This is a genomic window from Streptomyces sp. G45 (assembly GCF_049542095.1).
Classification (GTDB): domain Bacteria; phylum Actinomycetota; class Actinomycetes; order Streptomycetales; family Streptomycetaceae; genus Streptomyces.
On record NZ_JBMUZU010000001.1, the window covers coordinates 5,259,192 to 5,283,613 of the forward strand.

22 protein-coding genes, 1 tRNA gene and 2 pseudogenes are annotated in these 24,422 nt (G+C 71.0%); 14 read left to right on the top strand and 11 right to left on the bottom strand.

Annotation, left to right across the window (positions count from 1 at the left end; all coding sequences use genetic code 11):
- Positions 1–90: 90 nt before the first annotated feature.
- A complete protein-coding gene (locus tag ACOBQU_RS22175; protein ID WP_423629058.1) occupies positions 91–300 on the top strand; it encodes a DUF397 domain-containing protein in 210 nt (69 codons plus the stop codon).
- A 265-nt stretch (positions 301–565) separates the two neighbouring features.
- Here ACOBQU_RS22175 and ACOBQU_RS22180 read toward each other — a convergent pair whose 3' ends face one another.
- Positions 566–1,405 (bottom strand): hypothetical protein, encoded by an 840-nt coding sequence (locus tag ACOBQU_RS22180; RefSeq protein WP_423629059.1) that lies wholly within the window; start codon positions 1,403–1,405, stop codon positions 566–568.
- Between the two features lie 74 nt (positions 1,406–1,479).
- Between ACOBQU_RS22180 and ACOBQU_RS22185 the strand changes: the two genes are divergently transcribed.
- From ACOBQU_RS22185 to ACOBQU_RS22195, 3 genes are all read left to right on the top strand, one after another.
- Positions 1,480–2,277 (top strand): SDR family oxidoreductase, encoded by a 798-nt coding sequence (locus tag ACOBQU_RS22185; protein ID WP_423629060.1) that lies wholly within the window; start codon positions 1,480–1,482, stop codon positions 2,275–2,277.
- A gap of 249 nt (positions 2,278–2,526) precedes the next feature.
- On the top strand, positions 2,527–4,065 hold the full coding sequence (locus tag ACOBQU_RS22190; protein ID WP_423629061.1) for a sodium:solute symporter family protein: 1,539 nt from the start codon (positions 2,527–2,529) through the stop codon (positions 4,063–4,065).
- A gap of 395 nt (positions 4,066–4,460) precedes the next feature.
- Positions 4,461–4,859 carry a DUF6879 family protein gene (locus tag ACOBQU_RS22195; protein WP_423629062.1) on the top strand — a complete coding sequence of 133 codons (399 nt, stop codon included), beginning with the start codon at positions 4,461–4,463 and terminating at the stop codon, positions 4,857–4,859.
- On the opposite strand, the gene ACOBQU_RS22200 is transcribed toward ACOBQU_RS22195, so the two are convergent.
- Genes ACOBQU_RS22200 through ACOBQU_RS22210 form a run of 3 tightly spaced genes read right to left on the bottom strand, consistent with a single transcriptional unit; the run spans position 4,853 to position 6,461 of the window.
- Positions 4,853–5,704 carry a helix-turn-helix domain-containing protein gene (locus ACOBQU_RS22200; RefSeq protein ID WP_423629063.1) on the bottom strand — a complete coding sequence of 284 codons (852 nt, stop codon included), beginning with the start codon at positions 5,702–5,704 and terminating at the stop codon, positions 4,853–4,855. The genes ACOBQU_RS22195 and ACOBQU_RS22200 overlap by 7 nt on opposite strands.
- 21 nt (positions 5,705–5,725) lie before the next feature.
- Positions 5,726–6,247, bottom strand: coding sequence for a DUF6879 family protein (locus ACOBQU_RS22205; protein WP_423629064.1), 522 nt, complete (start codon positions 6,245–6,247; stop codon positions 5,726–5,728).
- Positions 6,216–6,461, bottom strand: a complete 246-nt coding sequence (locus ACOBQU_RS22210; RefSeq protein WP_423629065.1) for a hypothetical protein — start codon at positions 6,459–6,461, stop codon at positions 6,216–6,218. The genes ACOBQU_RS22205 and ACOBQU_RS22210 overlap by 32 nt, the downstream gene beginning before the upstream one ends.
- 231 nt (positions 6,462–6,692) lie before the next feature.
- On the opposite strand from ACOBQU_RS22210, the gene ACOBQU_RS22215 reads away from it, so the two are divergent.
- Positions 6,693–7,154, top strand: coding sequence for a hypothetical protein (locus tag ACOBQU_RS22215; protein ID WP_423629066.1), 462 nt, complete (start codon positions 6,693–6,695; stop codon positions 7,152–7,154).
- On the top strand, positions 7,151–7,360 hold the full coding sequence (locus ACOBQU_RS22220) for a hypothetical protein (protein ID WP_423629067.1): 210 nt from the start codon (positions 7,151–7,153) through the stop codon (positions 7,358–7,360). Before ACOBQU_RS22215 ends, ACOBQU_RS22220 begins: the two co-directional genes overlap by 4 nt.
- A gap of 303 nt (positions 7,361–7,663) precedes the next feature.
- Here the strand turns inward: ACOBQU_RS22220 and ACOBQU_RS22225 are convergent, their stop codons facing one another.
- Positions 7,664–8,092 carry a hypothetical protein gene (locus tag ACOBQU_RS22225; RefSeq protein WP_423629068.1) on the bottom strand — a complete coding sequence of 143 codons (429 nt, stop codon included), beginning with the start codon at positions 8,090–8,092 and terminating at the stop codon, positions 7,664–7,666.
- 308 nt (positions 8,093–8,400) lie between these two features.
- Between ACOBQU_RS22225 and ACOBQU_RS22230 the strand changes: the two genes are divergently transcribed.
- On the top strand, positions 8,401–9,501 hold the full coding sequence (locus tag ACOBQU_RS22230; RefSeq protein WP_423629069.1) for a TIR domain-containing protein: 1,101 nt from the start codon (positions 8,401–8,403) through the stop codon (positions 9,499–9,501).
- Positions 9,502–9,876: 375 nt separating this feature from the next.
- On the opposite strand, the gene ACOBQU_RS22235 is transcribed toward ACOBQU_RS22230, so the two are convergent.
- Positions 9,877–11,010 carry a DUF1152 domain-containing protein gene (locus ACOBQU_RS22235; RefSeq protein WP_423629070.1) on the bottom strand — a complete coding sequence of 378 codons (1,134 nt, stop codon included), beginning with the start codon at positions 11,008–11,010 and terminating at the stop codon, positions 9,877–9,879.
- A gap of 80 nt (positions 11,011–11,090) precedes the next feature.
- Between ACOBQU_RS22235 and ACOBQU_RS22240 the strand changes: the two genes are divergently transcribed.
- Together ACOBQU_RS22240 and ACOBQU_RS22245 are read left to right on the top strand one after the other, a co-directional pair.
- Positions 11,091–11,831: a GntR family transcriptional regulator gene (locus ACOBQU_RS22240; protein ID WP_423629071.1), complete on the top strand. Its 741-nt coding sequence runs from the start codon at positions 11,091–11,093 to the stop codon at positions 11,829–11,831.
- Between the two features lie 98 nt (positions 11,832–11,929).
- Entirely contained in the window at positions 11,930–12,373 is a 444-nt protein-coding gene (locus tag ACOBQU_RS22245; protein WP_423629072.1) for an ATP-binding protein, read from the top strand.
- Positions 12,374–12,867: 494 nt separating this feature from the next.
- On the opposite strand, the gene ACOBQU_RS22250 is transcribed toward ACOBQU_RS22245, so the two are convergent.
- On the bottom strand, positions 12,868–13,305 hold the full coding sequence (locus ACOBQU_RS22250; protein WP_423629073.1) for a hypothetical protein: 438 nt from the start codon (positions 13,303–13,305) through the stop codon (positions 12,868–12,870).
- Here ACOBQU_RS22250 and ACOBQU_RS22255 point away from each other — a divergent pair.
- Positions 13,261–13,947, top strand: a pseudogene (locus tag ACOBQU_RS22255) (recombinase family protein); the annotation flags it as partial. The gene ACOBQU_RS22250 and the pseudogene ACOBQU_RS22255 sit on opposite strands and share 45 nt — an antisense overlap.
- A gap of 653 nt (positions 13,948–14,600) precedes the next feature.
- On the opposite strand, the gene ACOBQU_RS22260 reads toward ACOBQU_RS22255, so the two are convergent.
- From ACOBQU_RS22260 to ACOBQU_RS22270, 3 genes are all read right to left on the bottom strand, one after another.
- Positions 14,601–14,673 (bottom strand) — tRNA-Arg (locus ACOBQU_RS22260).
- A gap of 81 nt (positions 14,674–14,754) precedes the next feature.
- Positions 14,755–16,284 (bottom strand): amino acid permease, encoded by a 1,530-nt coding sequence (locus ACOBQU_RS22265; protein ID WP_423629074.1) that lies wholly within the window; start codon positions 16,282–16,284, stop codon positions 14,755–14,757.
- Between the two features lie 163 nt (positions 16,285–16,447).
- Positions 16,448–17,392, bottom strand: a complete 945-nt coding sequence (locus ACOBQU_RS22270) for a hypothetical protein (protein ID WP_423629075.1) — start codon at positions 17,390–17,392, stop codon at positions 16,448–16,450.
- Positions 17,393–17,677: 285 nt separating this feature from the next.
- On the opposite strand from ACOBQU_RS22270, the gene ACOBQU_RS22275 reads away from it, so the two are divergent.
- From ACOBQU_RS22275 to ACOBQU_RS22290, 4 genes and pseudogenes are all read left to right on the top strand, one after another.
- Positions 17,678–19,363, top strand: coding sequence for a helix-turn-helix domain-containing protein (locus tag ACOBQU_RS22275; protein WP_423629076.1), 1,686 nt, complete (start codon positions 17,678–17,680; stop codon positions 19,361–19,363).
- A gap of 144 nt (positions 19,364–19,507) precedes the next feature.
- The gene (locus ACOBQU_RS22280) at positions 19,508–20,722 is read left to right on the top strand and encodes an NAD(P)/FAD-dependent oxidoreductase (RefSeq protein WP_423629077.1); all 1,215 of its coding nucleotides are present in this window, start codon (positions 19,508–19,510) and stop codon (positions 20,720–20,722) included.
- A 113-nt stretch (positions 20,723–20,835) separates the two neighbouring features.
- The gene (locus ACOBQU_RS22285; protein WP_423629078.1) at positions 20,836–22,353 is read left to right on the top strand and encodes a 2-oxoadipate dioxygenase/decarboxylase family protein; all 1,518 of its coding nucleotides are present in this window, start codon (positions 20,836–20,838) and stop codon (positions 22,351–22,353) included.
- A 10-nt stretch (positions 22,354–22,363) separates the two neighbouring features.
- Positions 22,364–23,892: pseudogene (locus ACOBQU_RS22290) on the top strand (aldehyde dehydrogenase family protein).
- Here the strand turns inward: ACOBQU_RS22290 and ACOBQU_RS22295 are convergent.
- Positions 23,879–24,376 carry a GNAT family N-acetyltransferase gene (locus ACOBQU_RS22295; RefSeq protein WP_423629079.1) on the bottom strand — a complete coding sequence of 166 codons (498 nt, stop codon included), beginning with the start codon at positions 24,374–24,376 and terminating at the stop codon, positions 23,879–23,881. The pseudogene ACOBQU_RS22290 and the gene ACOBQU_RS22295 overlap by 14 nt on opposite strands.
- Positions 24,377–24,422: the final 46 nt, after the last annotated feature.

Below are 24,422 nucleotides of genomic sequence, written 5' to 3' on the forward strand. Positions count from 1 at the left end.
CAACAAACGCACCACAGCAACAAACGCAGTACGGCAACAAACGCACCACATCAGCGATACACCGCATCAACTACGCACAACGGAGCAAACATGGCAATCCAGCAAGGCGCCTCGCACACGTGGACCAAGTCCTCCTACTCGACGGGCAACGGCGCGTGCGTCGAGGTCAAGTCCCCCGTCCTGCACGCGATCTCCGTACGGGACTCCAAGGTCACCGACGGCCCCGTGATCGCGTTCCCCGCCGACTCGTGGAACGCCTTCGTCACCGAGGTGCGCGAAGGGGCTCACGACCTCGGGTGATACGTGCCAGTTCCCCGTTCGACCGGTCGTCGTGCCGACAGGGAGACCCGGCGCCGCGGTCGACGCCACAACCGCAGGCACAACAGCAGAGACAACCGCAGACACAACAGCAGGCACAATCGCATAGCACCATCCGCATGAGCCCTCTCGACTGGTCCGCCGTCCCGGCCGAGGGGGCTCGGTTGTTGCCCCGGGGCGCGGGGCCCGGGGCGCGAGGCCCGGGGCGCGGGGCGCGCCGGACCGGCGTACGCCGTCGCGGTCCGGCTCAGCGGAGCTGGTCGACGTAGCGGTCGGTGCCCGGGACGGTCGGCAGGAAGGGCGCCATCAGCTCCACCGTCCCGAGGCCCGATCCGGCCACGGACGCCCCGCGCGCGGCGAACCGCTCCGCCCAGCACTCCCGCGGGTCGCACTCCAGGAACCACAGCAGCGTCAGTCGCGTGTCGACGCCCTCGACCTGCTTCACGTACGCCATCCGGTCGCCCGGCAGCGGCGTCGGCCGGAACAGCAGGACCTGCGCGGCCGGGCCCCCGGCGAGGGCCTTCGGCAGGTGCCGGGCGCGCAGCCACGCGACGAGGTCCGCCCGCTCCCGCGGCCCCGGGGCGTCGATGACCTCCAGGACCAGGCCCTGGTAGGGGTGGTCGAGCGCGTGGATGTCGCGGGGGCCCGCGGCGCCGTCGCGGTAGACGGTCGCCTCGTGGTCGTGGAAGGCGGTGAAGACGTGGGTGCGGGCGTGGTGGACGCGGGCGTCGCGGTTCAGGCGCCGGTTGATGGCGACGGTCCACTTCATGTGCTCGTCGTAGCGGCCCTCGGTGATCCAGTACGTCGACAGGTAGCACCCGGCGGTGACGGGCGCGGCGACGGCGGACTCCTCGGGGTAGCGCAGGAGCCGCAGCTCCCGGGTGGCCACCCAGCGCCGCCCGGCGAACATCCAGGGCATCGCCATGGCGCCCGCGTAGTAGTGGTCGTCCTCGTACCAGCGGTTGTAGGCGTACTCGTGGCCCGGGTGCGGCTCGACCATGGTGATCAGGGCGTGTCCGGGCCGTACGCCGTACGGGCCGACGGCGGCCAGTTCGCCGTAGGTGTCGCTGCGGGTGTCCTCGCCCATGCCTCTCCCCTTCTTCCGCACGGGCCCATACTCTGACGCCCCGTCAGACAGAAGGCCAGAGCCGGGAGGCGCGCATGTCACTGGGCCAGGGATCGCTCCAGGGCAAGACTGTGGTCGTCTCGGGGGTGGGGGCCGGGCTCGGCCGGGAGGTGGCCGCGGCGGTGGTGCGCGAGGGCGGCAACGCCGTGCTCGGCGCCCGCACCGAGGACCACCTCGCGAAGACCGCCGCCGCGCTCGACCCCGACGGCACGCGCGTCGCGTACCGGGCGACGGACATCACCGACGAGGCCCGGTGCGCGGCGCTCGCGGAGGCCGCCGTCGAGCGCTTCGGCCGGATCGACGCGCTCGTCCAGGTCGCCGCCTGGGACTCGTACGTCGGCGGCCTCGCGGACGCCGACTTCGCGACCTGGGCGGGCGTGGTCGACGTGAACCTGCTCGGCTCGCTGCGCATGGTCCGCGCCTGCCTGCCGGGCCTGCGCGAGCGGGGCGGCTCGGTGGTGCTCATCGGCACGCAGTCGTCGGTGGCCCCTCCCTCGCAGGTGCGGCAGACGGCGTACGCGGCGTCCAAGGGGGCGCTGGTCTCGGCGATGTACGCGCTGGCGCGCGAGCTGGGCCCCGACCGCATCCGGGTCAACACCGTGCAGCCCGGCTGGATGTGGGGCCCGCCGGTGGAGGCGTACGTGGCGTTCACGGCCGGGGCCGAGGGGGTGGCGGAGGAGGAGGTGCGGCGGCGCCTGACCGACCGCATGGCGCTGCCGGACCTGGCCACGGACGGGGACGTGGCCGAGGCGTGCGTGTTCCTGGCGTCGGACCGGGCGCGGGCGATCACGGGGCAGTCGCTGCTGGTGAACGCGGGGGAGGTGATGCGGTGAACGCGGGGAGGGCCCCTTCTTCAGGCTTCTTCACGCACACATCTGATTCACGTACATAAACTCAAGTCGCCCCTACGAACGATTTTACTCCCTCTTGACCGTGCGGGCGGTTGTCGCTGCCGTGCGGGCGAACCGACGATGAGCGGGCCCTTCCCGGCCGAATCCCGCGCCGTACGGGCGAAGTCCCGTCCAGAACAGCGGAGTTGACCGAGCTCAACGGAGTTCACAAGGCGGACCCGGGAGGGGGATATGAACGGACTCGACTGGGCCGTGCTCATCGGCTACTTCGGCGTGATGGTCGCGATCGGCGTCTGGTCCCACAAGCGCGTGGACAACGTCAGCGACTTCTTCACCGCCGGAGGCAAGATGCCCTGGTGGCTGTCCGGCATCTCGCACCACATGTCCGGATACAGCGCGGTGATGTTCACCGGGTACGCCGGGATCGCCTACACCTACGGGGTTACGTCCTTCGTCACCTGGTCCTTCCCCATCGCGCTCGGCATCGCGATCGGCGCGCGCCTGTTCGCGCCGCGCATCAACCGGCTGCGCTCGCGGCTGCACGTGGCGTCGCCCCTCGAATACCTGAAGAACCGCTACGACCTGCGCACACAGCAGGCGCTCGCCTGGTCCGGGATGCTCCTGAAGATCGTGGACGTGGGCGCGAAGTGGGCGGCGATCGCGACGCTGCTGTCCGTCTTCACGGGCGTCTCGCTGAACCAGGGCATCCTCATCACCGGCGCGGTCACGGCCGTGTACTGCACGATCGGCGGACTGTGGGCGGACGCGCTCACCGAGCTGGGCCAGTTCGTGATCCAACTCCTCGCGGGCGTCGCGATGTTCGTGGCGGTGGTGGTGGAACTGGGCGACTACGGCGGCTTCTTCGGGGTGTGGGACCGGCCGGAGCTGGACGGCCACGGGAAGCCCCTGGTGGGCCCCTACGGCACGGTCTTCCTGCTGGCGTTCCTGTTCATCAAGCTCTTCGAGTACAACGGCGGCATGCTCAACCAGGCCCAGCGGTACATGGCCACGGCCAACGCCCGCGAGGCCGCGCGGTCCGCGAAGCTGTCGGCGGCGCTGTGGCTGGTGTGGCCGCTGGTGCTCTTCTTCCCCATGTGGATGGCGCCGCTGCTCGTCGACGCGAAGAAGCCCGACGGCTCCGACTCCTACGCCCTGATGACCGAGCAACTCCTCCCGCACGGCCTGCTCGGCCTGGTCATCGTCGGCTTCTTCTCCCACACCATGGCCATGTGCTCCTCCGACGCCAACGCCATCGCGGCCGTCTTCACGCGGGACGTGGCGCCGGTCCTCTCCCGGCGCCCCCGGCAGTGGAACGACCGGGCGGGCCTCGTCGCGGCGCGCGTCACCACCGTCGTCTTTCTCGCCCTGTCCATGGCCGTCGCCACGCAGGTCAACTCGCCCACCTTCAAGGACATCATCACCGTCGTCATCAAGTGGGTCGCCGGGCTCATGGGCCCCATCGCCATCCCCATGATGCTGGGCCTCCTGCGCCCCTTCCGCCGCTCGGGCCCCACGGCCGCGCTCACCAGCTGGGGCCTGGGCCTCGTCGCCTTCTGGCTGGTCAACTACCCCATCCACTGGAGCATCGACGGCGGCGTCCCCCTCCAGTACCAGGTGTCCATCCCCCTGGCGGTGTCCCTCCTCCTGTACGTCCTCATCGGCTACGCGAAGCCGGAGGACACGCCGGAACGGGATGCCCTCATCGCCCGCCTCAACACCCCCGACGACACCCCGTCGACCCCCCTCCCGACCCCCAAGCCGGTGCCCTGACCACCGGTCCCTCCTCCCGCCGTCGCCACCACCAGCGACGGCGGGATGAAGCCTCCGCCACCACCCGAAAACCGCGGGGACCCCCACGCAGTCATCAAGATCAGCGCCCACCTCTCCTGCCGCCACGGCGTCAGCTCCTTGCTCATCGGGCAGGCCGACGCGGGGGTGTCCGCTGCATCCGAGTCAGAGGGCGCGGATGTCCTCGTTCACGGCTGCGGCAGGGCGCACGGGGGGCCGGGGGCTGGGGTTGGGGGACTCGCCTGCCAGCGTAGGCGGTCGCACTGACAACAGCGTCAGCGCTCCTGGATCGCGAGACCTTCGTACGCGTACCGCGCTCGCTGCTCATCCAGTACGCCCCGCGCGCTGAAACACCCAAGCTGGTTCCGTTCGCCGAGGTGTCCCGCTTGTTCCGCGATTTCCGCCACACCGCCTGGCGTCTGGAGACACGGCGCGGCCACGCCTCCGACCGCAGGAACCCGAAGTGGCAGCGGTTCCTCGCGGGCGAGGACATCCGGAACCCCGCGGTGGACGACGGAGGCCGGGTTCGCCGAGCAGCGCGGGCGGCTCGCGCTCCTGTACGGCGGGGCGACCAGAGGGACAAGACGCTGGACGGGCACGAGCGGCGCCTGGACGCGCTGGAGCGCGGCCGGTGGCCGTTTCCTGCGATACGCCGCGCTCGCCGGGGTGATCAGCGCCGGGTCGGGCCTGTTCGCTCTGCTGGCGCGCTGAAACGCGTCGCCCCCTGGAATGCGCCTTCGGGCGGGAGGGGGCCTTCGTCGTGTGCTGGTCAGTGAAGGGCGTCGATCGCCTTCACGATCAGGGCGCGCGCCTCCGCCCCATACACGGCTTGCCGATGCAACTCCGCGAACGCCTTCAGGTACTGAACCACCTCGTCCGGCGCTTCGATCTTCACAGACGCCGACAGCGGCTCGTGATCCACCCGTTTGTCGTCGAAAACCGTGAATGACTCGATGGGCCACATGGTCCGCTCCACGCCAGCCGGGATGATTCCCAGCGAGACCGAGGCCAGGTCCATCGACGAGAGCAGTGACCCAAGTTGCCCGGCCATCACGCCCGCGCCCCCAAGCCGGTAGCGCAGCACCGTCTCTTCCAGAAGGATCGCGAAGGTGCGTCCGGATTCCCGGATGATGCTGGAACGGTCCATGCGGGCAGTGACAGCGTCGGCTACGTCGTCGGGCAGGCCGCGGAAGGTGGCGATGGCCCGCAGGAGCGCGGTGGCGTAGCCGGGCGTTTGCAGGAAGCCGGGTATGACGTTGGAGCAGTAGACCTTGAAGTTCTTGGTGCGTTCGAACAGCGGCAGGTTTGCCTTCTGGAGTTGCTTGAGCCCGGTGCGTTGGAGCCGTTTCCACTGGACGTACATGGAGTCGGCCTGACGGTTCGCGGCAACGAGGGCGGGCGCATGGTCGGCGGCATCACAGGCGCGGCACCAGGCCCGGAGGTCGTCATCTGAGGGCGCGGTGCGGGCGTTCTCGATGCGAGAGGACTTCGCCTCGCTCCACTCGCACCGAGCGGCCAACTCCCTTTTGGTGATCCCCGCGTCCAGCCTGATCTCGCGGAGCCTCGCGGCGAGCGCTTCGCGCGCGGCCTGCACGCTGGACGACGGGGAGGTGGGAGGCATCTTCGTTCTGTCGCGCTCGTACTAGCGAATCTCGTACTGGTCGTGCGGGATGGCCCGTTCCCCGATCCTGTCGAAGGCTGCCGTATTGAGCCCGACGAGCGCGGGGTCGTCGAAGAACTCATCACCGAGCCAGTCGCCGTTCCCGGCGAAGTCGTGGACGCGGATCACGCGGTCGTCGAAGACCCAGAAGTCGCAGCCGGGCAGCAGCAGGTCGGCAGCGCGTCGCCGCGGCAGCCACCGCACGAGTTCGCCCGCTTCCACGTTGGCGCGGGTCTGGTAGTGCTCCCACCGGATGTAGTCGCTCACCGGCTCGGAGACGACCCGGGCACGGCGAACGACGACTCCCCGGGCCACGGCGTCCGCGATGTCCTGGTGGAAGGGCCGCCACCATGAGGCGCGGTTGTCCCAGTCGACGCGCTCGCCATTCAGCCATGCCTCGAAGCGTGGGTTGCTGTAGTACGTATCCCGCATCTCAAGGTGCACAGCCGAGCGCTTGGCGTTGGCCAACTGCTCATCGAACGATGTCGGGATGCTCGATGGCATCGCACGCCTCCCGCAGGATGTGCACCATGCGCGCGGGGATCCGCACGACAGCCTCGTAGTCGGGCAGCGGCCCAGTGGGCCGCACCTCGCTCTCCAGCGCCTGGTCCGCCTTCCAGCCCTGGAGAACGAGCTCTTTCTTCTCGTCGTCCACCCACACCCTCGGACAGTTCTTCTCGTCGGTGTCGGGGGCGATGCCGATGAACCGTAGCGTCATGTGGTCCTCCAATGTCCGGCTGCTTACACGGACTTGCACCACCGTCGACTCAGCGAGCGGCCCCGTCAAGAGCGCGTGACGGCCACGGAGCATGCGGAATAAGTCAGCTGCAAGTCGCTGCAAGTTTGTGGCGATCTGGAGCAGATGGCCCCTAGCGTCGAAAGTTCCAGCAAGAGACCCCGGCGACCGCGTGAACGGCCCCGGGGCGTGGCCGACTGCTGAGGAGTCGACATGGCCGAGACTACGACAGCCCCCGCCGCCATCACCTGGCTCGCGGAAGCGCAAGCGGATGTCCGCGGAGCGCTCGCGGCATGGGACCGCGTCGAACTCGCGGCCGTCCCCGTCGGGCGCGCCTGGGACGTCGTCCGCATCCCCCAGCGTGTCGGCTGGAGCACCGTCCATCGCCTGCGTGCCGACGGCTCTCCGCTCGGGCCCGTGCTCCACACCCCCGCGCACGTTGAGGTGTTCGTCCCCGCGGGGACCGCGCGGTCCTGGCGCGCGCCGGAGACCACCGTGCTCGGTCCCGGGGACTTCGTCGCGGCCCCGGACCCGGCCGTCATCGCGCCGCTCACCACCCGCGCCCGCACCTGGATCGTCCCCCCTGCCGCGCCCCTGGTTCTCACCGAACCCGACGCCCTGCGCGCCGCCTACCTCGCCGCGTACGAGGTGATGAAGGTGGTGACGAGGAGGTGACCGCCGACCTGGCTGCGTTGGAGGACCGCGCCCAGCGCGCGTACGACACCCTCATGGCCCACCTCAAGGTCTGCCCCGAGTGCGGCCAGAGCCCGAGCGGCTGCCGTACCGGCGCCGTCCTGCGGCGCGCGGTGCGCGACGCCCAGAACGCCGCCCTGCGCGTCCGCCGCGCCAGCCGCAGTACCGAAGGGGGCGGCGATGCGTGACGTGACTGACGCCCCGCGTCGCGCTCCCCACCCCGCACAGAACCAGTCCACCCCACCCCGGGGGCACACAGGTCAGCCGACCAAAGGCCCAGGTCACGGAGCAAACTTCCGGACCTGGGCCTTAGTCGTGCGCGCTCTCGCCACACCCTCTGGTGAGACCCCGGGCCGAGGCGGCGCGGACAGCAGCCCCCCTTCGGCAGATGCCAGTGCCCGCAGGGCTGAGCAGGGCGTGACCGCGCCTGCCGGGCCGCCGCGGCGGGCCACGGTCCAAGCGCGCGGGAGGCACAGAGCGCTGCGCGCGGTTCACCCGGGGTGTGGGGCGCGTGCCGGGCACGGGCGGGCGTGTAGGTAGCTGAAGACGGGCACGCTCAGGCCCTGCCAGAGGTGCGGGCGCATCTGCTCGCCGGGCGCGGGGGCGGTGCGGCAGTGCGCGCACACCAGTTCCGGCGCCCCGGCCCGCTCGCGCGCGGCCAGGTGCTCGGCGCCCAGGGCCTGACCGTGGTCGCAGGGGCGCAGGGGGCAGTGCGGGCAGGTGATGCCGTGCTCGTGCCAGTCGAGGTACGACGCCAGGGCCCGGCTCTGGACTTCGTAGCACGGCGGGCAGGCGCGCGGGCGCCAGCCGCCGGTGCCGCCGAGGTCCATGCCAGCGTCGCCGCCGTCCAGGACACGGGGACACCAGACGCACACGGCGCCCGCCCGCTGCTCGGCGGTCAGAGCGCTGCCCGCGGGCACGATGAATACGCGCAGGGCCTGGGGGTTGGTGGTGTCGGCGAGGGTTGAGGTGTCGGGTGGTGACCACCAAGGAAGGGACTAAGCCGTTGACGCTTTCTCTGGAGTTTGATCAGTGCGGGGCTCAGAGTGCTGCCCCGTTGTTTCGCCGCGGTCGCCCACCTCCGCCCAGAGACCGTATCGAATTCCTGCATCTCGTTCGCAAGTATTTACGATCCAAGATCTTTTCGCGAGAGTAGAAAACCGGCGCATCGCTTGGGTTATCGTCGCATCGACGGGTCAGGGGCAATCGCACTCGACGGGCGGATGGCATGAACACCGAAATCTCGCAGGCGAACAGGCTCTTCGTTAGCTATGCACATGCAGACGATCACCTATTTGATGAGGCTGTTAAATCGCTCGTCGGAGACCTGAAAGGATTCTACTTGGCAAAAACAGGTAACGACCTCGTTGTCTTTTTTGATCGCGAGAGCATCGGCTGGGGCGACGATTGGAGGTCTCGGATTGATGGAGAGCTAGAGAATGCCTCGATCTTCATGCCGGTAATTACCATGCAGTACTTCAATCGACCCGCCTGTCGAGATGAACTAAATGCATTTAATCAAAGCGCAAGGAGGATGGGTGCACAGTATCTCATCTTGCCGATTGTGATTGCGGGTGCCAGCTCGATCAGAGCTGACCATCCGATGCCGGAAGTTGCAACTATCGAGTCTCTTCAATATCGAAACCTGGAAGAAGCATTCCTGTCGGGTCGGGGTACTCAGGAATGGCGCAGAGCGCTCAGCGGATTGACGGACGAACTGATCTCAGTCATTTCCAGGGCGGAACTCTCGGCACCGGAATCTGTGGATGTGGCGGTGTCTGCCGACAGTGTAGATGGGCCCTCCGAGAGTGATAGCGACTTCCTCACCAGCATGGCGGAACTGGAGGAGATCGCACCCAGCATTCAACGGGAAACTGAGCGAGTTCTAAATGATCTAAATGTATGGGCTGAAGCCGTGCAAGAAAGCACGTCACAGGTCAGGCCAGGGCTCACCGCGCAGCAAATGCGCACTATCTCCATGTCCATTGCCGATAAACTTAAAGCGCCATCCGAGGATCTGCATGACTCGGGCGTGAGGCTTGCCGAATCAGTGGAGAATGCGGACGCCTTGGTTAATTCCATCAAAGATCAAATTGCTCAATTGCCGGACCAAAGGCAGAGGGAGGCTTTGGCGAGGCTTGTAACTCCCCCGCGGGATAATGGTGACCTGGGTGAAGTGGTAAGGCATATGGCCGATCTCCTGGAAAATATGGCTTCTGTTGAGGTGATGAGTGCTCCTCTCAGGAGGTCTTTGAAGCCTGCCAGGATCGGGATCACTAAGATTCAGGATGCCGTTCGGGCTGTTGATCGCTGGGGGCAAGATCAGTAACGGTGGGAGCAACGTTGGGGCCGTGATCTTCGAGGCTCGCACCGCAGTAGATGGACAAAACGGGGGAGCTACAGCAGGGCTTCTCGCCTACTGCCCGCTGCGCGCAACCCCTCCCCGGGGTGCGCGACCAGCCGGGGTGAATGCAGGAGGCAAGTGGTGTCGACAAAATGACACGCGCTCGCGCCATGCGTGGATCTTGATGGACAGGAGAAGTTCGATCACTCAGGGCGGTGAGGTTGGCTGCGTGAGAGCCCGCGTCTCTGCATGTATCAAAATAGCGGCTCTTCTTATAGGCCTTCCAGCCGGAGTTTCTATCGCTCTTCCTGCCGGACTTCCCACTAGAGCGGTAACCCTTATTAAAGGACTCTAGGCAGGTCAGGCCCCTGTTGGCCCTGCCTGCGTGTCCTGCAACTCCCCTGTGTGGAGCTTCCACACAGATACAGGGAGGCGGCCGGCGCGCGCGGCGTTGAGTTGGGTGAGGTGTTGGAGTGTTGCATAGGGGAGCTTCAGTGCCTCGGTGAGTCGGCGGACGGTGGTGTACGCGGTCCCTCGGGTGATGGCTGCTTGTTCGAAGTTCTTGATCTGAGCCAATAGGTCGTGCGGGACGGCAGGGTCCGTTCGTTGCTGGTTCAGTCGTTGTGCCTTGGTTCGTTCGTAGTCGATTTCGGAGGTGCCGCAGACAGCGCGGCAGCGCTCCTCCACTTCGTCGAGCGTGGTCGTGTCGGCGATGGCTTGGGCGAGGCGATTGGCGGAGAACGCGGTTGCCAGGTCGACCTGGTGGACGGTGGGACCTTCGTCGGTGAGGGGGACGGGGAATCCGGCGTCGCGGACTTCGCAGAGGCCCCGGGCGCCCAGTGCCGTGGCAGCGAGGAGGGCTGTGGCCTCTGAGGGGTGCCAGTTGAGCACCGAGGCGATGGCTTGGGTGTGCTCGGGGGTGAAGGTCGTGATCAGAGGACCGAGACGGGGGCGGAGGGTGTCTGCGGGGAGTTCGCCGTCGAGGCCCGGGCCCGCGACCAGGAGGCGGATATCGGCGGCTGCCTGGGCGCGGGTGCAGGCGGCGAGGGTGAGGGCGTCGGCCAGGGGGCTGCGCAGGGTGGGTTCGTCGCCGTGGGCCAGGATGTCGCCGCCGACGTCCAGGAGGTCGATCGATTCCAGGGTGAAGTGGGCGGTGAGTTCGTCGAGTTGGCGGGCGATGCCTGCCGCTCCGGCGTAGGGGGCGATGAGGGCGAAGGTGTGGGGGAGTTCGGCGGCGAGGCGGGGGAGGGTTGCCGCGTGTGGTGGCTTCAGGGTCGCGGTGCCGGGGACTGCCCACACGTGCGGGGTGAGTTGGTGCAGGCCGGTGAAGTCGGCCGGGGAGCGTGGGCCGGGGACCGGGTCGACGATCAGGCGGTCCCAGGAGTAGGTGAGGATCAGGGCCGGTTCGTCGTCGGCTGCGTACAGGGCGGCGTGGAGCATCGCTGCCGCTACCGCGTCGCCGCCGCCTCCGGCCGCCACGATGAGTCGCTTCACGGGGGCAGCGTATGGCGACCTCACGCTCGTGCCCACCTATAGTGGCCTGTGGTATTAGCCAGTTGATGAGGGGATGTCGCGTGCCCGAGATCGCTGAAGCTCTGCCCAAGTACCTGCAGATCGCGCAGTACATCCGTGATCAGATCCTGCGCGGTGATCTGCAGCCTGGTGAGGAAGTGCCGTCCGAGCGCCAGTTGGCTGCGGACTGGAATGTCTCCCGGCCGACGTCGGCCCGTGCGCTGGAGGCGCTGCGGCATCAGGGCCTGGTCGAGAAGCGGCAGGGTTCGGGCACGTACGTGCGGGACCAGCAGGTGCACCGGCGTGCCCGCGAGCGGTACGGGCGGGCGCGGCAGACCGGGCGGATCTACGGGCCGGGCGAGTACGCGGTCATCGCTTCCGCCGGGTATGCCGAAGCCCCGGACCACGTGGCTGAGGCACTCGAACTGGGTAAGGACCGTCGGGCCATCCAGCGGCGGCGGGTGACCAACTCCGGTGAGCAGCCGGTCGAGGTGTCCACGTCGTGGTTCCCGGCCGACCTGGGGCGTCGTGCGCCCAAGCTTCTGGAGCCCGAGCGGATCCGCCAGGGCACGGTGATGTACGTCGAGGAAGTCACCGGCCGTCGCGGCAGCTACGGCGAGGACCGGGTCTGCGCCCGGCTGGCCAGCCAGGAGGAGGCGGCGGAGCTGAGGCTTGAACTGCCCGCTGCCGTACTGGTTGTTCACCACGTCGTGTACGACCTACAGGATCGTCCGCTGGAGTTCGCTGAGGCCGTGTATCCGCCAGGGCGCTGGGCGTTCGAGCAGGGTTACCCGTTGGGGTGAGCCGTGGGCGGCTCTTCCGCCGAAGCGCTTGCCGCTCGTAGTGGCCAATGCCACTATCCGGTAAGTGGCTAAGGCCACTTACCGGAAGGGAGAGCGCAATGACGCGCATCGACGGTACCTCCCCTGACAGGTCCTCGCCCGAACCCCTCGGCGGCATGGTCCTCTACCCCGTTCCGGAGTCGGTGGGCCGCGCACGCCGCTGGTTCCGGAAGTTCACTGAGTCTCACCAGCTCGCATGCTCCCTCGACGACTGCTTACTCATGGTCTCGGAGCTGGTCACCAACGCCATCCTCTACGGGCAAGCGGACGAGCCCTGGCGCGTGCGCGTCCGCTGGTACCGCGTGCGCGATGCGCTGCGCGTCGAGGTGCACAACCCCGGCTGTCCCGCCCATGTCCGCCTGCGGACGCCCGAGGCTACGGAGGCCCACGGGCGCGGGCTGCTCCTCGTCGACGAGTTGGCTGACGAGTGGTGGGCCGGTCCGAGTCGGCATGGCGGGACGGTCGTCGTGTTCGTCATGCACCGTGCTTTCAAGCCTGACTAAGGAAGTACTAAAGAGCACTTAATTGCTGCCAATGGTGTCAAAAACGTTCCTGGAATCCGGCCTCCTGGGGTGACATCAGGCCCCAGGGGGATCGGAGCCCGGCATGGACGTCGACCCAGAAAGCTTCGATCACGAAGCCGAGCGGCAACCGTGGCGCCATCGCAAGACGACGGAGCGCGGGCGCGAGCGTACGTACTCCGGATATGTGAGGCACGTGAGCGGCAGCGAAGGCGCCCGGCTGCGGCGCAAGTTGGCGGATGCCATCCGCGCCCTCCTCGCCTGGGCCGCGGCTGACTCCGCCAAGGCACATTCATCTTGCGAGGTGAGACCCGGTGACCGCGCAGACTCCTAGCCAAGGCAGGGCCCCTTCCGCACCCGCCCTGTCGGACCTGTCCGTCTCCCCCTTCGGCCTGCCCCTCGCCCTCCTGCGCGGAGAAGTCCGCGTGGCCTGGGTGGGCCGGACCTCCACCGAGGACCAGCAGGACCCGAGGCAGTCACTCCTGCGCCAGTGGGAGCGGTGCAAGTCCGCGCTGCCGGAGGCGTGGGCCATCGTCTGCCACTTCTACGACGTCGAGTCCGGCCGCAAAGAGCTCAGCGAGCGCAGCCGGGGCTCGGACTTCGAGCGCTTCGGCATTCCCATCGCCCGGGATGGCGGCATCGTCGACCTGCTCGCCGAGGCCGCCCACCCCAACCGGCGCTTCGACGCCGTCATCTGCGAGAGCACCTCCCGCGTCGCCCGCCGCATGTACGAGAACCTCTCCGTCGAGCGGGAGCTGGAGCATGCCGGGGTGCCGCTCTTCGCCTGGAACGAGCCGATCAAGCTCGACGGCGGCCGCGCTCAGCAGATCCTTCAGCGCCGGATCAACCAGTCCGTGGCCGAGTACGAGGTGTTCAACGCTCTGGAGACCTCCTGGGGCGGACTGTGCACCCACGTCCGCGAAGGCTGGAACATCGGCAAACCTCCCTACGGCTACCAGGCCAAGACCTACCGCCACCCCAACCCCGCCAAGGCCGCCCGGGGCACCACCAAGAGTAGGCTGGAGCCGGACGGTAAGCGGGCGGAGACGGTCACCCAGATCGCGCTCTGGCGCTACCACGACAACGTCGGCTACTCCACGATCGTGGATCGGCTGAACGCCGACCTGGACCGGCACCCGGCGCCGACGCCGCCCGGTGGGTCCTCGCGGGCTCGCGGCGCCTGGAGCAAGTCCACCATCTGCGAGCTCCTGCGCAACCCGAAGTACACCGGCTACCAGGTCTTCAACCGCCGAGCCACGCGCTCCCGGCGCGGCGCCGTCAACGATCCGCAGCTGTGGGTGTGGTCACCGGAGCCGGTCCACGAGCCGCTGATCCCGAAGTGGATGTTCGACGAGCTCGCCGCCCGCCGCCAGGCCAAGCGCGGCTCCCGCGACGGCAACGCCCCCAACAAGCACCCCGCCACCCGCCGCACCTACGTGCTGCGCGGCATGATCCACTGCGCCTGCGGGCGCCGCCTGTTCGGCAATCACCGGCATCGGACGACGTACTACACCTGCTGGCCCCGGGCCAACAACCGAGGCCGTCCCGACCTGTACGGCGGACACCCCAAGACCCTCTACATCAACGAAGCCGACCTCCTGGAGGCCATCAGCGCCTTCTTCGCCGACCGCGTCTTCGGACCGCAGCGCCGTGCCCTCCTCGCCGCCGACCTGCGCGATGCAGACGTACGCGCGACCCAGGAGCGCGAGACGGAGCGGGAACGGCATCAGCGCACCCTCGCCGACCTCGCCCGCCGCCAGAGCAACGTCCTCCGCCAGGCCCAGGACACAGACCCCGACGATCCCTTCGCGCGCGGCCTGCGGCAGACATACAACGATCTTGAGTCCCGGCGAAAGGCCGCCCTCGACGCCATCGAGGAGCTCGACGTGGCCGATGACGCCGAGCCTCCGCGCCCGACCGCGCAGGCCGCCGATCTCCTGGACGCTCTGCCGTATCTGGCCCTCAATCTCGCGCGCGCCCCCGAACGGCTCCAGCGACGCCTTTACGAGATCACCCACCTCACCATCCGCCTCCACGCGAACAGCGACGACGTCACCCTCACCATCAGGCTCCCCGCCGACCGCATCCCGGAGATCAGCCAGGCGGCAGCCAGGGCCACCGGGACCAGGTACGCGGAAGGGCCCGCGACCAGCCAGGTCGGCCAGGTCGCGGGCCCTTGCTCAAGCGCATCCCGTACGGATGCTGTCCGTGCCCCCGGCAGGATTCGAACCTGCGACACCCGCTTTAGGAGAGCGGTGCTCTATCCCCTGAGCTACGAAGGCGTGGGTGGGGACCTCCGTGAGATCCGCTGACTAGCGTAGCGGATAAGCGGTGGGGGCTGGCAGGTATGTCGTTGTGGCTGGTCAGAGGGTGGTGTGGTGGGGGATGGCGGGTTCGGGGGCGGGGGTGTTCCTGGGGTGGGTGGGGTTGAGGAACCACTTGCGGGCCGAGACGAGCCACCAGGTGCCGGAGAAGGCGAGGACGACGCCGACGGCGATGGGGGCGTAGTTGAAGGTCTTGACGGTGATGGGGGAGGACTGGGGGAGCATGAAGAGGACGGTGATGAACGCGACCCAGGCCACCGCGATCACGCCGACCGGGCGGGACCAGCGGCCCAGGTGCCACGGCCCGCGCTGGAAGCGGTCGCCCTGGCGCAGGCGCAGCAGCGTGGGGACGACGTAGGCGATGTAGAGGCCGATCGTGGCGATCGAGGTGACGGCGGCGTACGCGGTGGAGTTGAAGAGGTACGGCAGGCCGAGGGCGAAGGCGCCGAAGGCGGCCAGCCAGACCGCGTTGGTGGGCGTGCGGGTGCCGGGGTGAAGGCGGTGCCAGACCCGGGAGAACGGGAGCGCGCCGTCGCGCGAGAAGGCGTAGATCATCCGGGAGTTGGCGGTCACGGAGGCCATGCCGCAGAAGAGCTGCGCGCCGATCACGATGAGCAGCATCAGCTTGCCGGTGGTCTCGCCCAGCGCGTCCAGGAAGATCTGCGCGGGCGGCACCCCGGTCGCCGAGCCGAGTGCGCCGTCGTACGACTGGATGGCGAAGGTCAGGCCGAAGAGGAGCACGAAGCCCGCGACCCAGGAGACCGCGATGGAGCGGATGATGCCCCGGGGGCCCTCGACGGAGGCGTTCTTCGTCTCCTCCGTCATGTGGGCGGACGCGTCGTAGCCGGTGAAGGTGTACTGCGCCATGAGCAGGCCGATCAGGGCCACGTAGACGGCCGAGCCCCAGCCGGTGTTGTTCACGAAGTCGCCGAAGACCGTCCCGACGGGCTGGTGGTCGTCCGGCATGATCAGCAGCGCGCCGACGATGACCACCACGCCGATCAGGTGCCACCACACGGAGACGGTGTTGAGGATGCCGACGATCCGCACCCGGAAGCTGTTCACCAGCGCGTGCAGCAGCAGGATCGCGCCGAACAGCGTGATGGTGTGGCCGGGGGTGGCGGCGTAGTCGAACTGGAGGTTCAGATAGGCGTTGAGGAAGGACGCCGCGCCGAAGTCGATGCCCGCGGTCACCGCCACCTGGCCCAGTGTGTTGAACCAGCCGGTGAACCACGCCCACGCCGGAGCGGACCGCCGCGGTGCCAGCTTGTGCGCCCAGAAGTACAGTCCCGCGCTGGTCGGGTACGAGGAGCAGACCTCCGCCATGGCCAGGCCCACGAACATGGTCATCAGGCCCACGAACACCCAGCCCCACATGATCAGGGCCGGTCCGCCGGTGTTCATGCCGAACATGTACATGGTCAGGCAGCCGGACAGGATGCTGATGATCGTGAAGCTGACGGCGAAGTTCTGCTTGCCCGACATCGAGCGGTCCAGGGTCTGGGCGATGCCCAGCTCCGCGAGGCGTTCCTCGTCCGACCGTGCGGTGCCCGGGATGTCCAGTGGCATGGATGCCTCTCTCGGTTCTCGGTCAGTTCAGTTCAGGTCAGGTCAGGTCAGTGACGGGGGGTGTGGGGGTGGGGTGCGCCGCCCGGTATGGGCTCGCCCGGTGCGGTGCCGCCCGGCGCGGGGCCGCCCCCGGTGTCGTACGGGGCGGGGGCGCGCGGGCGGCTCAGGGGGACTGCGCCTTCAGGGCCCACGCCCGGTGGCGTTCGAAGAGCTTCAGGGGGTCCCCGCAGTAGCTCCACGGCACGTCCGTGGCGTACGGGCCGATCGCCTCGAAGACCTCGCCCGCCTCCTTGTGGCGGCCCGCGAACGACAGCGCGTGGGCGAGGTAGTTGGCGTCCTCGTGGAACGCGGCGTGGGGGCGGGCCAGGGACCGGTGGGTCCACCAGTTCCGCCAGGCGAGCGGCGTGGAGGGGTTGTCGGTCCAGGGGTGCAGGGAGAGCCCGTACCGCTCGCCCTCCTGGGCCATCCGCTCCCGGTGGGTCTCGGCGAGCGCCACCAGGGGCAGCACGTGGACGGGAAGGCCGCGGGGCGCGTGCGCGCAGCGCTCCTGGGCCCAGTGGAACATCTCGCCGCCCTGGCCGTGCCAGGACGGGTACAGGAAGGTGAGCAGCTCGTGGTGCGCCTCCCGGTTCCACGGGTCCCGGTCCTCCACCTCCGCCCACACCTGGAACACGGTGTCCCGCCAGGCCTTGTCCTCGGCGGGCGCGTGGTAGCGCAGCAGCGCCAGCATCACCACGTACGGCGTCGGGTCGGCGGGCAGCGCGTCCGCGGCGGCGTAGCAGGTGTCCCAGGCCTGCTCCATCGGCTCGTTGCGGCCCGTGCCGCGCCCGGCGGCCAGCGAGCGCAGCGCCTGGACGTGGGCGACCAGGGCGAGGGCGTGCGGCGAGCGGGGTTCGGCCTGGGCCCAGGTGTCGGCGAAGGTGAGGCCCGCGCCGAGCCGGGCGAGCACCTGGAGCCGGAAGATCCGGCGGTCCCAGTCCGCGCCGGTGGTGGCGAGCAGTTCCCGGGCGCTCTCCCAGCGGCCCATCGCCGCGTCGTCGAGCACCGCGCGCAGAGGAGCGTCGTCGCGCGCCGGATTCCGGTCGAGTCGTGGCTTGCGGCCTCTCACCGATACCTCGTGGATTCCATGGATTCCGTGGATTCGTGGATTCCGATGCCTGGGCGGGCGGAACGGGGGTGCGGCGGTGCTGGCGGAGCGGGGTGCGCAAGGTGCTGGTGGGGCGGGGCAGCGGCGTGCCCGGGAGCGGCGTACCCGGAGGGCGTGTGCGCCGTGGGGCGCGCCGCAGGGCACTCAGAGTGGTGTCTGAAACCCTGACGCGCACATTTCACCAGTGATATCACTGCGGTACTTTGCAGTTTGCTCACGGGACCTGAAGATCAGAGGTGATCACGGGTGGTGCGAAGACCCGAGTTGCGGCAGCACCGATTACGGCGCTGTGAGAGGTGTGGTTCGGCACTGAGCCGGTACAACACGGACATCCTGTGTTCGACCTGCGCGCGCGGCCGCCACGGCGAGCCGCGCCCCTCCACCGTCCCCGAGCAGGTGTGGACGGACCTCGGCGTCCAACGGGCCCTCGCCGCCTGGGACTTCGGCCGGGCGAGCCGTCTCGTGCGCGAACGCGGGCGGTTGCGCCAGGAGGACATCGCCCGGCTGACCGGGCTGAGCCAGGCGTTCCTGTCGATGCTGGAGTCCGGGCACCGGCGGCTCACCAACATCGACAAGATCACGGAGTTCCTCGGCGGCCTCGGCGCCCCGCCCGGCCTGGTCCCCCTGCCGCTGCCCCACCCGAAGCCCCCGGCGCCCGCCCCGGCCGCCGACCCGCTCGGCGGCGACCTCGACCCGGCCCTGCCGTGGACCGCGCGGCGGATGGTGGCGGCGCTGAGCGCGGCGGTGAGCGGCGGGGAGGCCGGGGTCGGCGGGGTGACCGGGGTCGGCGGGGTGACCGGGGTCGACGGGGCGAGCGGTGTCTGTGGGGCGACCGGGGCCAGTGGCGCGATCGGGGTCACTGGGGCAATAGGGGCCGGTGGGGCGATGGGGGCCGCTGGCGTGCTGGAGGGCTGCCCCGGCGTCCCCGGCCAAGGCGTCCCCGGCCAAGGCGTCCCCGGCCAAAGCACCCCCCGCGACCCCGCCACCACCGCCATCGCCCTCACCGCCCTCATCCACCGCTGGGACACCGCCCAGGCCGAACCCCTGCTGCGCGCCGCCGACGGCAGCCGCCTCACCTACGCCCTCCTCGACAGCCTCCAGCGCACCACCGACAGCCTGCGCACCCTGGACGCCAGCGCGGGCAGCGGCACCCTCGCCGCCCTCGGCGACGCCCACCTCGCCCTGCTCGTCCGGCTCGTCCGGCACGCCTCGTACGACGAGCACGCCGGGCGGCGGCTCGCCGCGGTCATCGCCGACACCGCCGCCCAGACCGGCTGGTTCACGCTCGACGCCGGGCGGCCCGAGCGCACCCCCGCCTACCTGTACGCCGCGCTGCGCGCCGCCAGGGCCTCCGGCGACGTCCGGCTCGGCGCGCAGGCCCTGTCGTACATCGCCGTCCACGGCTACTCCACCGGCTCCCCGCGCGACGCCGTGCTCGCCGCCGACACCGCCCGCGCCAAGGTCGCCCCGCTCGGTACGCCCGCGCTCGAAGCGATGCTGCTGACCCGCGCGGCCCGCGGGCACGCCAAGCTCGGCGAGCGGGAGCGGGCACTGGCCGCGCTCGGGCGGGCCGCCGAACTCTGCGCCCGGGGCAGGTCCGCGCACGACCCGCCCTGGCTGTACTGGCTCAACGAGGGCGAGATCCACGGGCAGACCGGCAGCTGCTACCTCGACCTCGGCGAACCGCACCACGCCGCCCTCAGCTTCGCCCGCGCCCGCCAGGCCCTGAACCCCGCCGACCACCGCACCCGCGGCCTGCTCCTGGCCCGCGCCGCCTCCGCGCACCTGCGCAGCGGCGGCCTGGAGGCGGGCCGCGCCCTCGCCGACGACGCCCTCGACCTGGCCGAGCGGCTCCAGTCGGCCCGCCTCAACGCACACGTCGAGGCGGTCGTCGGCGACCTCGCCCGCGCGTCCGCCGGGGTAGGCCGATAGGTGGCGTGAACAGGAAGGTGTACGGACTGTTGATGGACGGGGACTGTCCGTGTGCCGCACGATGCCCCTGGGGGTTCGTCGACCTCGTCCCGCCCCGGGGGCCGCCACGGGCCCCTCGGGGAGGCCGCGGGGAAGGAGTGCGGGATGCTGCCGGACGCGTCACGTGCGGTACGGGCGCCCGCGCGGACACCGGACGCGGCCTCGGGCGCCGTGCCGGGCCGCGCCCGCGTCGTCATCGTCGGTGGCGGGGTGGTCGGGGTCAGCGTCGCCTTCCACCTCGCCGAGGCCGGGGTGCGGGACGTCGTCGTGGTGGAGCGCGGGGCGGCGCTCGGGTGCGGCAGCTCGGGCAAGCCGATCGGCGGGGTCCGGGCCCAGTTCTCCGACCCCGTCAACGTGGAGCTGGGGCGGCGCGGCCTCGCCGCGTACGCCGACTTCGCGCGGCGGCCCGGCGCCGACATCCGCTTCGCGCGGGTCGGCTACCTCTTCCTGCTCAGTGAGGCCGCCGACGTCGAGGCGTTCTCCGCGAGCGCCGCCGTCCAGGCCCGCCTGGGGGTGCGCACCGAGCTGATCGGCCCTCAGGCGGCCCGGGAGCTGTGCCCCTACCTGCGCACGGACGGGCTGCTCGCCGCCGCCCACGCCCCCGACGCCGGACACGCCCGGCCCGGTCTCGTCGTCGAGGGGTACGCCCGGGCCGCCACCGGCGTCGCCTTCGTGACCGGCACCCGCGTCGTCGGGATGGACCTGACCGGCGACCGCGTCACCGCCGTGCGCACCGACCGGGGCGCGATCGCCTGCGACGCCGTGGTGTGCGCGGCGGGCGCGTGGTCCGCGGGCATCGGGGACATGGCGGGGGTGGCGCTGCCGGTGCGGCCGCTGCGGCGGCAGATCGCGTTCACCGGACCGCCCGCGCGGCCCGCGCCGCGCACCCCGTTCACCATCGACTTCTCCTCCACCGCGTACTTCCACGACGGCGACGGCGGGCTGCTGATCGGCCTCGCCGACCCCGGGGAGCGGGAGGGCTACGACACGACCTGGACGGACGGCTGGCTGACCCTGTTCCGCGACATCGCCCGGCGCCGCGCCCCCGCCCTCGCGGACCTGCCCGTCACGGGCGGCTGGGCGGGCCTGTACGAGATCACGCCCGACCGCAACGCCCTCGTCGGCCGGTCGTCGGACGTGCCCAACTTCCTGTGCGCCACCGGGTTCTCCGGGCACGGCTTCCTCCAGGCCCCCGCCGTCGGCGAGGCCGTGCGCGACCTGCTCCTGGACCGGGAGCCGCCCGTGGACATCACGCCCCTGAGCGCCGACCGCTTCCGCCCCGGCGCCACCGCGCGACGCCCCGAGGCGCAGGTCGTGTGACCCGGCCACCGCCACCGGCCACGGGCCCGGCCACCGCTCCCCGCCGGGCCCGCCGCCCCGCCCGCGCGCGGCACCGACCCACCGGCCCCTCCTCCCGAAAGGTGGTCCCGCCCATGGCCCGCACCCACGCCCCCTGGCGGCTGCGCGCCGCCTTCGCCGCGCGGCTCTCCGCCCTGTACGGGCGCGAAGTACCCGCGTACGCCACCCTCGTCGACGTGTCGCGCGAGGTGAACGAGGACGTCCTGCGCGAGCGCGGGGCCGCGGCCGAGCGGCTCGGGGCCATCGGGCGGGTCACGGCGGAGCGGCACGGGGCGATCCGGGTGGGGACGCCGGACGAGCTGGCGCGCGTGGCGCGGATCTTCGGCGCGCTTGGCATGCGGCCCGTCGGGTTCTACGACCTGCGGGACGCCGCCAGCGCCGTGCCCGTCGTGTCGACCGCGTTCCGGCCCGTCGACGCCGACGAACTGGCCCGCAACCCGTTCAGGGTCTTCACCTCCCTGCTGACCCCGGCCGACCCGCGCTTCTTCGACGCCGGGCTGCGGGCTAGGATCGAACGCTTCCTCGCCGCCCGCGAGCTGTTCCCGCCCCAGCTGCTCGCCCTCGCCGACCGGGCCGAGGCGGAGCGGGGGCTCGGGGACGCCGACGCCGAGCGGTTCCTCGAACTCGCCGTCCGCGCCTTCGCGTTGTCCACCGAGCCCGTCGACCGCGCCTGGTACGAGACCCTGGCGCGGGTGTCCGCCGTCGCCGCCGACATCGGCGGCGTACGCGGCACCCACCTCAACCACCTCACCCCGCGCGTCCTCGACATCGACGAGCTGTACCGGCGGATGACCGCCCGCGGCGTCGAGATGATCGACACCATCCAGGGGCCGCCCGCCTGGGACGGCCCCGACGTGCTGCTGCGGCAGACCTCCTTCCGCGCCCTCGACGAGCGGCGCGCGCTGCGGCTCCCCGACGGCAGCGTGGTCGAGGGCACGCTGCGGGTGCGGTTCGGGGAGGTCGAGGCCCGGGGCATCGCCCTCACGCGGCGGGGGCGCGCCCTGTACGACGAGCTGCTGGACCGGATCGACGCGGAGCTGACCGCCCGCCGGGAAGCGGACCCCCGCACCCCCGGCGCTCCCGGCCCCCGCACCCCGGGCGCTCCCGGCCCCCGCACCCCGGGCGCCGGTGCCCGCACCCCGGGCGCCGGTGCCCGCGCCGACGTCGCCCGTGCCGTGTGGGACGCCCATATGCCCCGTACCGAGCGGGAGCTGGCGGTGCGCGGGCTCGGGCACTTCACCTACCGGGCCGTGCCCGACCGGCCGCGTGACGGGGCCGCGCCGCCCGCGGACCTCGCCGGGCTGCTCGACGGCGGCTGGGTGCGGGCCGAGCCCGTGGTGTACGAGGACTTCCTGCCGCGCTCCGCCGCCGGGATCTTCCAGTCCAACCTCACCGAGGCCGGGGCCAGGGACGACGCCCGCGCGGGCGTCGCCTACGACCGCGACTGGCTGTCCGGCGCCGTCGGCCGCGACGTCCTCGACCCGTTCGCGCTGTACGAGCGGCAGGAGCGGCGGTCCCTGGAGCGGGCCGTCCGGGACCTGCGGCTCCCGGAAGTCCCCCGCGTCCCCGCCCCGCACACCCCCGAAGCGTAAGGAGCCGCCCATGCCAGGGCCCACCCTGCCCACGACCGACGCGCTGCGCGAGCGCGCCCGCGACGCCCTCGTCCGCGTCGGCGCCGACCTGCCCGAGGGGCGGGGCTGCGCGCCCGCACGCCCCTCACCGGCGAGGACCTGTTCCCGCTGGCCGCCACCGACCCGGCCGCCGCCGACGAGGCCATCGGCGCCGCCCACGCCGCGTTCCGGCAGTGGCGCGCCGTGCCCGCCCCGCGCCGCGGCGAACTCGTCCGCAGGCTGGGCGACCTGCTGCGCGAGCACCAGCGGGACCTGGCCGACCTCATCACCGTGGAGGCGGGCAAGATCCGCTCCGAGGCGCTCGGCGAGGTCCGGGAGATGATCGACGTCTGCGACTTCGCGGTGGGGCTCTCGCGCCAGCTGTACGGGCGGACCATCGCCTCCGAGCGGCCCGGGCACCGGCTCGCCGAGAGCTGGCACCCGCTCGGCGTCGTCGGCGTCGTCTCCGCCTTCAACTTCCCGGCGGCCGTGTGGTCCTGGAACACCGCGGTGGCCCTGGTCTGCGGAGACACGGTGGTGTGGAAGCCGTCCGAGCTGACGCCCCTGACATCGCTGGCCTGCGCCCGCCTGCTCGCCCGCGCCGCCGAGGACACCGGCGCCCCCGCCGACGTGCACCGGCTGCTGCTCGGTGACCGCGCCGTCGGCGAACTGCTCGTGGACGACCGGCGGATCGCGCTCGTCAGCGCCACCGGATCCACCCGCATGGGCCGCGAGGTCGGGCCGCGGGTCGCCGCCCGGTTCGGGCGGACGCTGCTGGAACTCGGCGGCAACAACGCCGCCGTCGTCACGCCCTCCGCCGACCTGGACCTCACGGTGCGCGCCGTCGTGTTCTCCGCGGCGGGCACCGCGGGGCAGCGCTGCACCACGCTGCGCCGCCTCATCGTCCACCGCGACATCGCCGACGCGCTCGTGTCCCGGCTCGCCGCCGCCTACGCGAAGCTGCCCATCGGGGACCCCTTCGACGACGGCACGCTCGTCGGGCCGCTGATCTCGCTGACCGCGCTCGACCGGATGCAGGACGCCCTGGCCCGCGCCCAGGCCGAGGGCGGCAGGCTGCTCGCGGGCGGCGGCCGACGCCTCGCCGGGGTGGCGCCCAGGGCCGCGTACGTCGAGCCGGTCCTGGTGCGCGCTCCCGCGCAGACGGGCGTGGTCCGTGAGGAGACCTTCGCGCCGATCCTGTACGTCCTGACGTACGACCGCTTCGAGGAGGCCATCGCCCTGCACAACGACGTGCCGCAGGGCCTGTCGTCCAGCGTCTTCACCCGCGACCAGCGGGAGGCCGAGCTGTTCCTGTCCGCCGAGGGCTCCGACTGCGGCATCGTCAACGTCAACATCGGCACGTCCGGCGCCGAGATCGGCGGCGCCTTCGGCGGCGAGAAGGAGACCGGCGGCGGCCGCGAGTCCGGCTCCGACGCGTGGCGCGCCTACATGCGCTCGGCGACCAACACCGTCAACTACTCGACCGGGCTGCCGCTCGCGCAGAACGTCAGCTTCGGGTAGGGGCGGCGAGGGCGCGGGCGTACGTGATGCCGGGGCGGCCGTCGAGGACGGTCTCCCCGGCGGGGGCGAACCCCGTGCGCGTGAGGACGGCCCGGGAGCCCGGGTTGTCGGTGGTCGTCGCGGCGCGCAGCGACGTCAGGCCGTACTCCGCGGCGGCCAGCGCGCACACCTGGCGCACGGCGTCCGTGGCGAGGCCCCGGCCCGCGGCCTTCTCGGCGACGCGGTAGCCGAGTTCGGCCGCGCCGTCCGCGACGTCCACGAGGTTGACGCGGCCGAGGATCTCGCCGTCGTCGCCGACGAGCACGTGGAAGTGGCAGGCGCCGGTGGCCTGTTCGGCGAGGAGGGCGGCGTGGACGGACGCGAAGTCCGCGAAGTAGGCGTCGCCGCGGTCGGGGACCGAGGCGGCGAAGTACGCGCGGTTCTCCCGCTCGAAGGCGAGCAGGGCGGGGGCGTGCTCGGGGCGCAGGCGCTGGAGGTCGGGCATGGCGACACGGTACGTTCCCCTGGCGCGGGCGCCCAGGGCGGTCCCG